This is a genomic window from Mycobacterium sp. UM_11, assembly GCF_001414075.1.
Taxonomy (GTDB): Bacteria; Actinomycetota; Actinomycetes; order Mycobacteriales; family Mycobacteriaceae; genus Mycobacterium.
Genome location: NZ_LATC01000039.1, coordinates 30,463 through 41,781, shown reverse-complemented (window position 1 = coordinate 41,781; position 11,319 = coordinate 30,463). Strand labels below are relative to the sequence as shown.

Annotated in this window: 10 protein-coding genes; 2 read left to right on the top strand and 8 right to left on the bottom strand. The window is 69.5% G+C overall.

The window, feature by feature from the left end:
* The 8 genes from WU80_RS12290 to WU80_RS12255 form a co-directional block, all read right to left on the bottom strand.
* Window positions 1–1,043: PPE family protein (locus WU80_RS12290; RefSeq protein WP_082462574.1), on the bottom strand; the 1,043-nt coding region annotated here is incomplete at its 3' end.
* 121 nt (window positions 1,044–1,164) lie between these two features.
* Complete coding sequence (locus tag WU80_RS12285; RefSeq protein WP_055402895.1) at window positions 1,165–2,304, bottom strand: PPE family protein; 1,140 nt, start codon at window positions 2,302–2,304, stop codon at window positions 1,165–1,167.
* 210 nt (window positions 2,305–2,514) lie between these two features.
* Window positions 2,515–3,321: an MBL fold metallo-hydrolase gene (locus WU80_RS12280; protein ID WP_055402897.1), complete on the bottom strand. Its 807-nt coding sequence runs from the start codon at window positions 3,319–3,321 to the stop codon at window positions 2,515–2,517.
* A 33-nt stretch (window positions 3,322–3,354) separates the two neighbouring features.
* Window positions 3,355–3,711: a hypothetical protein gene (locus tag WU80_RS12275; RefSeq protein ID WP_055402899.1), complete on the bottom strand. Its 357-nt coding sequence runs from the start codon at window positions 3,709–3,711 to the stop codon at window positions 3,355–3,357.
* Window positions 3,712–4,301: 590 nt separating this feature from the next.
* A complete protein-coding gene (locus WU80_RS12270) occupies window positions 4,302–5,618 on the bottom strand; it encodes an adenylate/guanylate cyclase domain-containing protein (protein WP_055402901.1) in 1,317 nt (438 codons plus the stop codon).
* Window positions 5,619–5,743: 125 nt separating this feature from the next.
* Window positions 5,744–6,616: a pseudouridine synthase gene (locus tag WU80_RS12265; RefSeq protein WP_231633816.1), complete on the bottom strand. Its 873-nt coding sequence runs from the start codon at window positions 6,614–6,616 to the stop codon at window positions 5,744–5,746.
* Window positions 6,612–8,366, bottom strand: a complete 1,755-nt coding sequence (locus WU80_RS12260; RefSeq protein ID WP_055402905.1) for a glycerol-3-phosphate dehydrogenase/oxidase — start codon at window positions 8,364–8,366, stop codon at window positions 6,612–6,614. Before WU80_RS12260 ends, WU80_RS12265 begins: the two co-directional genes overlap by 5 nt.
* A gap of 51 nt (window positions 8,367–8,417) precedes the next feature.
* Complete coding sequence (locus tag WU80_RS12255) at window positions 8,418–9,833, bottom strand: NAD(P)H-quinone dehydrogenase (RefSeq protein WP_055402907.1); 1,416 nt, start codon at window positions 9,831–9,833, stop codon at window positions 8,418–8,420.
* A gap of 90 nt (window positions 9,834–9,923) precedes the next feature.
* On the opposite strand from WU80_RS12255, the gene WU80_RS12250 reads away from it, so the two are divergent.
* Complete coding sequence (locus WU80_RS12250; RefSeq protein ID WP_055402909.1) at window positions 9,924–10,403, top strand: gamma-glutamylcyclotransferase; 480 nt, start codon at window positions 9,924–9,926, stop codon at window positions 10,401–10,403.
* Window positions 10,404–10,492: 89 nt separating this feature from the next.
* On the top strand, window positions 10,493–11,311 hold the full coding sequence (locus WU80_RS12245) for an alpha/beta hydrolase (protein WP_055402964.1): 819 nt from the start codon (window positions 10,493–10,495) through the stop codon (window positions 11,309–11,311).
* Window positions 11,312–11,319: the final 8 nt, after the last annotated feature.

The window sequence follows — 11,319 nt, the reverse complement described above, 5'->3', positions numbered from 1 at the left end:
AGATGTGTATAAGAGACAGCCGGCAGACCCGGCAGCTGCGACCCGCCCGACGGCAGGGCGGACACCGCGGAGGCGAGTTGCACCGGCGATTGGACGCCGGGCAACATCCCGACCGTCGCAGGGGGCATGCTCAGCTTTCCCACCAACACGGAGGCACCCAGCGCCCCTCGAGGTGCCAGCATCGACCCCCCTCCGTTGAGCGCGTTCGCGAGGCTGGCGTTGGCCGACGACAGCGCCGCCGAACCCTCCGCGAGGCCCTGGCCGATGTCGGAGCCGACACCGGAAAGCGCTTTGGCCGCATTCAATTGCGCGAGGTAGCTGAGGAGGTTGACGGGAAAGCCGCCGGCGATGAACTGGTTGCCCCAGGTGCTGAAGTAACCGAACCAGCCCTTGTTCGGGTCGTAGGGAAGGACGTTCAGGGTGTCGATTATCGACCCCGATGTGGTGGCGAACGTGCTTGCCGCGCTTTGGGTATTGCCGGCGGCCGACACCATCGCGGCCTGGGTGGCGGTGCCCGAGGGGTTGGCGACCGGCGGCGGTGGCGTGAACGGCGTGGGCTTGACGGCGCTGAGCGCGGTGGCGCTGTAGCGGTACATCGCCGCCGAATTGCTCACCCACATGGCGTTGTACTCGGCTTCGGTCTCGGCGATGGCCGGCGCGTTGATCCCGAAGAAGTTGGTGGCCAACAACATTGCCAGCCGCGCCCGGTTGGCGGCGACGACGGAGGGGTGCACCACCGTCCAGTGCGTCAATTCAAATGCCGCCGTTACGGTTTCGACGGACACGGCGATTTCCTGGCACTGCGCCGCGGTGGTCCGCAGCCAGGCGATGTAGGGCTCGAAAGCCCGGGCCATGGCCGTCGAGGACGGGCCCTGCCACGTTCCCGCCAGGGACGCCAGCTCCGAGGTGTAGCCACTCGCGGCCCCCTCCAGTTCGGCGGCGAGTTCCTGCCATACGCCCGCGGCTTCGATCATCGACCAGGCGCCGGGTCCGGAGTGGATCAGCGCCGAGGTGATCTCGGGCGGCAGCAGCCCGAAATCAATCATGTTCGCGCCCCACGCGACAGGGCACGCGTGAACGGCAGCCGCCGTTCAATTGCGCCGCAAATAAACTATCCGGCGGCGAAATTCTGCTTCCGGAGTAGTGAGGAACCATCGTCGTCCCTCATCCTCCGCTGGGCGGTCTGTGTATCACCTTCTTCGGGATTTCCGCCCCGTACTCAAGGTCGTCGAACTTCTGCTGCTTGCGCTTGCGCCAACCGCTGCCCGCCGAGTTGGAAGTCGGCGCCATCATGGGCATCAGCGGCATCCCGGTGAGCCCGGGTTCGGCCGGCAGGGGCGACACCGAGGACGCGAGTTGCACCGGCGTCTGCGTCGCCGGCAGCAGCCCCACCACCGCCGGCGGCGCGGTCAGCTTGCCCAGCGATACCCCGACCCCCATCGCGCCGGAGGCCGCGCCGCCGGGCGCGGCGGAGACGGCCCCGGCCAGCCGGGTGATGGACGACGCCAGCGCGCCCTCGCCCTCGGAGAGCCCCAGGCCGATGTCGCCGCCCACGCCCTGCAGCGCCTGGGCGGAGGTGTTCTGCGCCAGGTAGCTGAGCAGGTTGATGGGGAACCCGGACGAGATGAACTGGTTGCCCCAGGTGCTGAAGTAGCTGAACCAACCAGCATTGGGGTCGAACGGCGTGACGCCCAGCTGGTCGATGACGTTCCCGGTGCTCGCGGCCGGCGCCAGGGCGGCGTTGGCGGCCACCACGTTGGCCTGCTTCGCCGAGGCGGACGGGTCGGCGATGGCGAGCGGCGAGTTGAACTGGGACAGCTGGCCCGTGGCCTGCGACGAGGCCGCCTGGTACCGGGCCAGGGCCGCCGAGTTGTTGGCCCACATGGTCTGGTATTCGTCTTGGGTCACGGCGATCGCGGCCGTGTTCTGGCCGAACCGGTTGGTGGCCAGCAGTTGCGCCAGGCGGGTCCGGTTGGCGGCCACCACGGCGGGCAGGACCACGGCTGCGCGGACGGCGGTGAACGCGGCCGCGGCCGACTCCGCCGAGGTGGCCATCTGGTGGGCCTGCTCCGCGGTGGTACGCAGCCAGATGAGGTAGGGCTGCACGGCCTGCAGCATCGCCATCGAGGACGGCCCGTCCCACGATTCGATCAGCGACGACAGCACGGACGCATACACCGCGACCGAGTTCTCCAGTTCGACGCCCAGACTCTGCCACGCGCCGGCAGCCTCGATCAGCGACCCTGCTCCGGGACCGGAGTGAATCAGGGTCGAGGTGACCTCAGGTGGCGCGAATAAGTCCATCACATCTCACATTGTCTACGCCGAGTACGCGGCCGGAAAATTTCGCTGACTAAGTTGCAAAGAGACCGGAAACATTACGCTCCCCCCAGGGTGCCGCCCGAATCCTTCCCCGTCGAGTACCGGATGTGACGAACGATATACCCGTGACGTTAGGGTAACCAAAGTTTTTGCCGGTGTCGGCCCTTTCAGGGCAGGTGGCGGCGGTTTTCCTCAGACGGTCACCGACCCGCCGCGCGGCACCTCGATGATCCGGTCGGCCAGGTCCCGGCGCTGCATCTCCCGCGTGAAGTCGGCCAGCGGTGACGCGAAGACGCCATAGTCGTCGAAGTGCACCGGGATGGCCTTCGGCAGCCTGAGCAGGGCGACCAGCCCCGCGCCCTGACGACCGTTCATGGTTACCGTCAGGCCGAACGGAAGCCGCGGGCCGGCCGGCAGGCGGGTGCCGCCCAGGTGCAGGACGCCGGCGTCGATGCGGTCGAACCGGGCCGGGATCTCCTTGAGTTCCTCGACGAGCAGGGTGTCGCCGGAGATGTAGAGCCGGCGCGGCGGCGACCCGTCGGCCCCGGCGAATTCCAGCATGGTGCCCATCACCGGCGGCAGCAGCCGGTGCGTCCAGCCCGGACCGTGCCGCCCCGGCAGCGACGTCATGGTGACGGTGGTGTCGCCCTTGGTGATGCTGTGCCGCCCCCAGGTGTCCAGCCCCCGCGCGTTGTCGAAGCCGCGGCGGTGCAGCCGCGTGGCGGCGTGCGGGGTCGTGACGACGGGCAGGGCGTGGTCGAGGCCCCGCTGCGACACCCGGTCCCAGTGGTCGCCATGCATGTGGGAGAGCACGATCGCGTCCACCGGCGGGAGCTCGTCGATGCGCAGCGCCGGTTCCTTCAGGCGCCTGGACACCAGCCCGTGGCCGAGGTACGCATGTTGGCCGCGGTGCAGGAAGTTGGGGTCGGTCAGCAGCGTCAGGCCGCCCGCGGCGATCAGCGTGGTGGCGTTGCCCACGAACGTAACGGTGATGTCCATCCCCGCGGGCTACCCCATCGCGGGCGGCTCACGCTAGAGGCCGGGCAAGCAGATGGGCGCCCCGTAGCAGGGCGGCGGGCCCAGCGGCCGGCGGGGGGCGTCGCCCTCCCACACGAATTGGCCGACATTGCCCATGCCCCCGACCGGGACCCAGTACCAGTGGTGGCAGACACCCATGTCCCACCGGACATCCGGCATGGGCAACGGCTGCCCCGGGCACCAGTCGTGCGGGACGGTGAAGTTGTCCAGGGGCAATGGGCCGATGACTTGCGGGGCGGGACCGGGCCGCGCCTGGGCGGCGCCCGCCGCCAGCCCCAAACCGGCTACCGCCACGCCGCCGAACAGCAGCGCCCCGGTGATGACCTTCCTGACCGTGTGATTGTTCGACATTGCCTCGCCTTCCCTAGGCCTACCCGCCGCCGATTACGGTGTCCCTGAACACATGAAAGGGAAACCGCACCAAGGCTTTTGCGTCGCGTCGGGCGGCGGTGCGTCGGGGCCGTCCCACGTGGTGGGCCCGACGTTTCCGTGCCCGTAGTAGACGCTCCACCAGGTGTGGCAGACGTTCCTGTCCCAGTTGACCCCCGCGCCCGAGAATGGGCAGCCCGGACCGGGGCCTTGGGGGTGTCCGTCTTGTTGTCCGGGGCAACATGTCCACGGCCCCATATACGAATCGGCCTGGGCGGTGGGGGCGCCCGCGCCCAACAGGGCCGCGGCGATGCCACCCGACAGCAGCATTGAACCGAGCATCCTCTTTGTGGTGCGGTAGTGCGACACGCCCTCGCTCCCATTCCTTGACGACCCTGACGATCAGTATCGGACCGTACTGATTCAGTCGTATGGGTAATACGCGAAGTATTGGATGCGGCCCGGGCTGCTACCGATCCCAAAAACCCTGTGCCGACCGTCGTCGGAAATTCAGCCCATGTCGATCCAGGTGGTCAGCACTGCACTAGAGCCTCGGCGCCGGGTTAAAAACGCTATGCGACCGCAAAGACACGCCATTCGCCAGGCACGCCCTTGAGCTCGTACGCGCCGCGTTCCTCGAACTCAAGTCCCGACCCGATCACAAGGTCACGCAGCGTACTGGACACCAGCACCTCGTTCGGCCCGGCCAGCGCGCTCACCCGCGCGCCGATGTGCACGCCGATACCGCCGATGTCGTCGCCCCGAATTTCGCACTCGCCCGTGTGCAACCCCGCGCGCACCTCGATGCCCAACGCCTGCACCGCTTCGCGGATCGCCATGGCGCAGCGGATCGCTCGCTGCGGACCGTCGAACATCGCGAGGAAACCGTCGCCCGACGTATTCACCTCGCGACCCCGAAAGCGCGCAAGTTGCGATCGGACGACGGCGTCGTGCGCATCGAGCAACGCATGCCAGTCACGGTCTCCCATTTCGGCGGCCCGGCGTGTCGAGTCCACGATGTCAGTGAAAAGTACGGTGGCGAGCACCCGGTCGTCGGCCACGTCGGGCTGTTGCCCCGTGAGGAACTCGGCAATCTGCTGGAAGGACTCGCGCCATGGATCGACGAAGTGATACATGTTGCGGCCTGGCAGCGCAACGTATTTCGCGCCGGGTATGTGGTCGGCGACGTCCTTACCCCACTCAGCCGGGATCATCACATCGTCGGTGTGTTGGAGGACGAGGGTTGGTACGTGGACTGTTGGAAGGATTGCCCGCAAGTCCATTTCGGCCACGAGAGGAAGCATGTAAGCAGCGGTTCGTGGGCTTGCCGATAGACGTTCGAACCGAGCCCACGTCGCCCGGATCTCCTCGTTCCATGGCATGTCCGGATTGAGGAGGTGATGGAGTTCTCCGCTGCCCCATAAGGCGAGCGACCAGGCGAGCGCTTCCTCCGGGGTGGGAGGCCCACGTCGTTCGTTGAGCGGATGCGCGTAGCCCTGAAGCGCGACGAGCGCGGTAGTGCGGGACGGATATGTTGCCGCGAACACCAGCGCTCCCGTCCCCAACGCGCCACAGCTCGCGACGAGGACCGCTTCATCACTTCCGAGTTCGTCGAGCACCGCAGTGATGCTGTCCGCCCATTGCTCCATGGTCGGCAGTGCGCCCGGCGCGACGGGATCAGACGCCCCGGTGCCGGGCTGGTCGAAGAAGATCAGCCGACCGAGCGATGTCATCGCTTCGACCCACCCCTGCATGGATTGCAGCTCCGAAACGACCTCACAGTTTGTGAACCAGTTCGGGACGAACACGATGTCCCGAGCGCCCGCGCCCGCCGTGCGAAAGGCGACATGCAAGTCCCCGTTCAGGGCATAGCGCGTCTCCGAGAACATTGCCGAAGTGTAAGCCGCGCAACGGTCGGTTCACGGCCGCGAGAGCGAGTTCAACCAATCGCTCATGCGTGCGGCCGTAGCACTCGAGTTCGGAGCAACGCGCGGGCGGCCTCCGAGAAAAGGGGTCAGTCCAGCGTCCGCCGGCTGACGAACTCGCGGCGCTGTCCCGTCAGCGGATCGTCGAACTCGATGCGCTGCGCCAACAATCGCAGCGGCGTGCGGAAGTCGTCGGCCGGCACGTCGATGACGTCGGGATACAACGGGTCACCGTCGATCGGCACCCCCAGCGCGGCCATGTGCACGCGCAGCTGATGGGTGCGCCCGGTGCGCGGGGTCAGCCGGTACAGGCCGTCCGGGGCGACGAGTTCCACCAGCGTCTCCGCGTTCGGCACACCCGGCTCGGTGGCGGCCTGTAACACCCTGCGCCGCTTGACGATTCGGCTGCGCACCACCCGCGGCAACGCCACGGCCGGGTCGACGGCGGCGCGGGCCAGGTACGTCTTGCGCACCAACCCCCGGGCGAACAGCGTCTGATAGGCACCGCGCACCTCGCGGCGGGTCGTGAACAGCAGCACCCCGGCGGTCAGCCGGTCGAGCCGGTGGGCCGGGCTCAGCTGCGGCAGGCCCAGTTCCCGGCGCAGCCGCACCAGCGCCGTCTGCGCCACATGCCGGCCGCGGGGCATGGTGGCCAGGAAGTGCGGCTTGTCGACGACCACGATGTCGTCATCGCGATGAAGGACCGGGATGTCGAACGGGACGGGCACCTCGTCGGGCAGCTCGCGGTAGAGATAGACGCTGGCACCCGCGGGCAGCACCGTGGCCTCGTCGATCACCGCGCCGCCGGCGTCGACCACCTCTCCCGCAAGGACTTTCGACCGGGCGGCCGCGCCGAACCGGGCGGTCAGCTCGGCCAGCACCGGTCCGCCGCGCAGCCGCACCCGCGCCGGGCCCAGCCCGTCCCGCACGGGAAGTGGCGCGGGCCTCAATGCCGGCTCAATTCAGGGGTACCGGCTCGAGGATCTCGGCGCGCGCCTCCGGGGCGCTCGCCCGCAACTCGTCCGCCGACACGTCGTCGGGCTGGGCCTGCGACAGGATCTCGGCCTCCACCCGCGCGGAGTAGTTCGCCACCTCGCGCTCGACGTCCGCCGCCGACCACCCCAGCACGGGCGCGACCACGTCGGCGACCTCGCGGGCGCAGTCGACGCCGCGGTGCGAGTACTCGATCGAGATGCGCATCCGGCGGGCCAGGATGTCCTCCAGGTGCAGCGCCCCCTCGGCGGTGACGGCGTACAGCGCCTCCACCTTGAGGTAGCCCGGCGCCTCCTTGATCGGGCTGAGCAGGTCGGCGTTGCCGGCCGCCAGGCCCAGCACGTCGCCGATCAGCGAACCGTAGCGGTCCAGCAGGTGCCGCACCCGGTACGGATGCAAACCCTGCAGCGCCGCAACGTGTTCGGCCTGATTGACCAGCGCGAAGTAGCCGTCGGCGCCCAGCAGGCTGACCTTCTCGGTGATCGAGGGCGCAACGCGGGCGGGGATGAACTCGGCCGCGGCGTCGATCGCGTCGGCGGCCATCACCCGATAGGTGGTGTACTTGCCGCCGGCGATGGCGACCAGGCCGGGCGCGGGCACCGCGACGGCGTGCTCCCGCGACAGCTTGGAGGTCTCCTCGCTCTCCCCGGCCAGCAGCGGCCGCAGACCCGCGTACACGCCGTCGATGTCGGCGTGGGTCAGCGGGATGGCAAGCACGGCGTTGACGGTGGTGAGGATGTAGTCGATGTCGGCCTTGGTGGCCGCGGGGTGGGCCAGGTCCAGGTTCCAGTCGGTGTCGGTGGTGCCGATGATCCAGTGGCTGCCCCACGGGATGACGAACATCACCGACTTCTCGGTGCGCAGGATGATGGCGACGTCGCTGACGATGCGGTCGCGCGGCACCACCACGTGCACGCCCTTGGACGCGCGGACCTGAAATCGCCCGCGCTGCTTGGACAACGCCTGGATCTCGTCGGTCCACACCCCGGTCGCGTTGACCACGACGTGGCCACGGACCTCGGTGACGGCGCCGTCCTCGGAGTCGCGCACCCGCACGCCGGTCACCCGGTCGCCCTCGCGCAGCAGCGCGACCACCTGGGTCGAGGAGCGCACCACCGCGCCGTAGTGGGCGGCCGTGCGCGCGACGGTCAGCGTGTGCCGGGCGTCGTCGACGACGGTGTCGTAGTAGCGGATGCCGCCGATCAGCGAGCTGCGCTTCAGGCCCGGGCACAGCCGCAACGCCCCCGCGCGCGTCAAATGCTTCTGTGCCGGAACGGATTTCGCGCCGCCCAGGCTGTCGTAGAGGAAGATGCCCGCCGCGGTGTACGGGCGCTCCCACCACCGGTGGGTCAGCGGGAACAGGAACGGCAGCGGCTTGACCAGGTGCGGGGCCAGCGTGGTCAGCGACAGCTCCCGCTCGTAGAGCGCCTCGCGCACCAGCCCGAATTCCAGCTGTTCGAGGTAGCGCAGCCCGCCGTGGAACATCTTCGACGAGCGGCTGGACGTGCCCGACGCGAAATCACGGGCCTCGACCATCGCCACCTTGAGCCCGCGGGTCGCGGCGTCCAGCGCGCAACCCGAACCCACCACGCCGCCGCCGATCACGACGACGTCGAACTGCTCGGTGCCGAGCCGCTCCCAGGCCACCTCGCGATGCTGCGGTCCCAGCACGGCCGCCGGCGAGCCCAACTCGCTGGGCGCGTGGATCGGATCGGTCACGGCAGCGAACTCCTCCGGGTTACTCGTCAGTAGGACGGTGTCGAACCCAGGCTAGTCGAGATCGTCGTGGGCCATCAGGCGACGAGCGGCCTCGGTGATCGATCCGGACAACGACGGGTAAACGGCCAGCGTCTGGGCCAGCTCGTTGACGGTGATGCGGTTCTGGACGGCCACGGCGATCGGCAGGATCAGCTCGGAGGCGATCGGCGCCACCACCACACCGCCGATCACCACGCCGGTGGACTTGCGGCAGAACACCTTCACGAAACCCTGTCGCAGGCCGGACATCTTGGCCCGGGCGTTGGTGCGCAGCGGCAGCGTGATCGTGCGGGCCGACACCGAGCCGTCGTCGATCATGGTTTGCGGCACGCCGACGGCCGCGATCTCGGGCCGGGTGAACACCGTCGCCGCCACCGTGCGCAACCGGATCGGGCTGACGCCCTCGCCCAGCGCGTGATACATCGCGATCCGGCCCTGCATGGCGGCCACCGAGGCCAGCGGCAGCAACCCGGTGCAGTCGCCGGCCGCGTAGATGCCGGCCACCGAGGTCCGCGACACCCGGTCCACGGTCAGGTAGCCGCCGCGGCCCAGCTCGATGCCCACCCGGTCCAGGCCGAGGCCGCCGGTGTTGGGCACCGAGCCGATGGTCATCAGGGCATGGCTGCCCTCGACGGTGCGCCCGTCGGCCAGGGTGACCAGCACACCGTCTCCCGCGCGGGTGACCGATTGGGCGCGGGCGTTCTTGACCAGCTGGACGCCGCGCTCGGAGAACGCCTCCTCCAGGACCGCGGCGGCGTCGGCGTCCTCGTAGGGCAGCACCCGGTCCCGGCTGGCGACCACCGTCACCGGCACGCCCAGCTCGGTGTAGGCGTGCACGAACTCGGCGCCGGTGACGCCCGACCCCACCACGATGAGGTGTTCGGGCAGGGCCTCGAGGTTGTAGAGCTGCCGCCAGGTCAGGATGCGCTCGCCGTCGGGCTGGGCCGACGGCAGGATCCGCGGGCTCGCGCCGGTCGCGATCAGCACCACGTCGGCCTCGTACTCGCTGGTGGTGCCGTCCGGGGCGGTGGCCTTGAGGCGGTGGCACGCCAGCCCGGGCGTGGGGTCGATCAGCTCGCCGCGCCCGGCGACCACGTGCACGCCCATGCCGAGCAGCTGTTCGGTGATGTCGGCCGATTGCTCGGTGGCGAGTTGCTTGACCCGGGCGTGAATCCGCGGCAGCGAGATCTTGGCGTCGTCGATGTCGATGTCGAAACCGAGCCGCGGCGCGCGGCGCAACTCGGTGCGCAGCCAGGTCGAGGCGATGAACGTCTTGGACGGCACGCAGTCGTCCAGCACGGCAGCGCCGCCGATGCCGTCGGAGTCGATCACGGTGACGTGGGTGGTGTCGGGGTGGGAGGTGGCGGCCACCAGCGCGGCTTCGTAACCGGCCGGGCCGCCACCGAGGATCACGATGCGGGTCACCACAGCCCCAACCTAGCGGGGCGACCGGGGGCGGTGCAGCGCGGCGACCCTCGTGAGAAGACCGCCCGTGCGCGTGACGTCTAAGATTTCCCCGTGCCGATCTACGCCGCCTACGGGTCGAACATGGATCCTGAGCAGATGCTCAAGCGGGCACCCCATTCGCCGATGGCCGGAACCGGCTGGTTGCACGGCTGGCGGCTGACGTTCGGCGGCGAGGACATCGGGTGGGAAGGCGCGCTGGCCACCATCGTCGAGGATCCGACGTCCAAGGTGTTCGTCGTCCTCTACGACATGACCCCGGCCGACGAGAACAACCTCGACCGGTGGGAGGGCTCGGAATTCGGCGTGCACAAGAAGATCCGCTGCCGGGTGGAACGCATCGCGTCGGACACCAGCACGGACCCCGTGCTGGCGTGGCTGTATGTGCTCGACGCCTGGGAGGGCGGCCTGCCGTCGGCGCGATATCTTGGTGTGATGGCCGATGCGGCCGAAATCGCCGGAGCGCCAGCCGATTACGTTCACAACCTACGGACCAGGCCGGCCCACAACATCGGCCCGGGCACCGGCTCGTAGGGCCCGTGTCGATCCTGTCCACGCCGGTGGTCGCCGACGCGCTGGCGCGCGCGTTCGCCGCCGTCGTCAACCCGGCCCCCAAGGCCGCCGTGCGCTTCCCCGAGATTCCCGGCGAGACCTCGCAAGTCACCATCCCCACCCGGCACGGCCCGGTGCCGGCGACCGTCTACCACCCGACGGCCGACACGACGAGCCCCCCGGTGTACGTCAACGTGCACGGCGGCGGCTTCGTGATCGGGCATCCACAACAAGACGACCCGTGGTGCCGCTACCTGGCGGCCCACGCGGGCGCGGTGGTGGTCAACCCGGACTACGTGTTGGCGCCGCGGCACCGCTTCCCCGCGGCACCGCTTCAGGTCTACGACATCGTGCGCTGGGCGGCCGCCCCGGACCGGGACTGGGACGGCACGCGGCTGTGCGTGGGCGGCCAGAGCGCGGGCGGCAACCTCAGCGCGGCGGCGGCGCGGCTGGCGCTGGAGAACGACGGCCCGCGAATCGCCCTGCAAGTGTTGCACTATGCGCCGCTTGACCTCGTGACGCCCACCCGCGACAAGCCGTCCGCGATCGGCCACCGGGCGATCATGAAACCGTGGATGGGCGAGGTCTTCGACACCGCCTACGTGCCCGACCCGGCGCTGCGCCGCGACCGGCTGGCCTCACCGGCGTGGGGCTCCAACGCCGACGGGATCGCCGGCATCGCGCCCGCGCTGGTCGTGACGGCCGAACACGACCGGCTGCGCGACGAGGCCCGCCGATACGCGGAGCGGCTCGACGCCGTCGGGTCGCTGGCGGAGTACTACGAGGTGGCCGGGGTCGACCACGGCTACAACATCATGAGCGGGGCGGCCGACGTCACGCGGCGAAGCTACGCCCGGATCGTCGAGCACGTCGCGCGTGCGACGGGCTAGGTGTACTG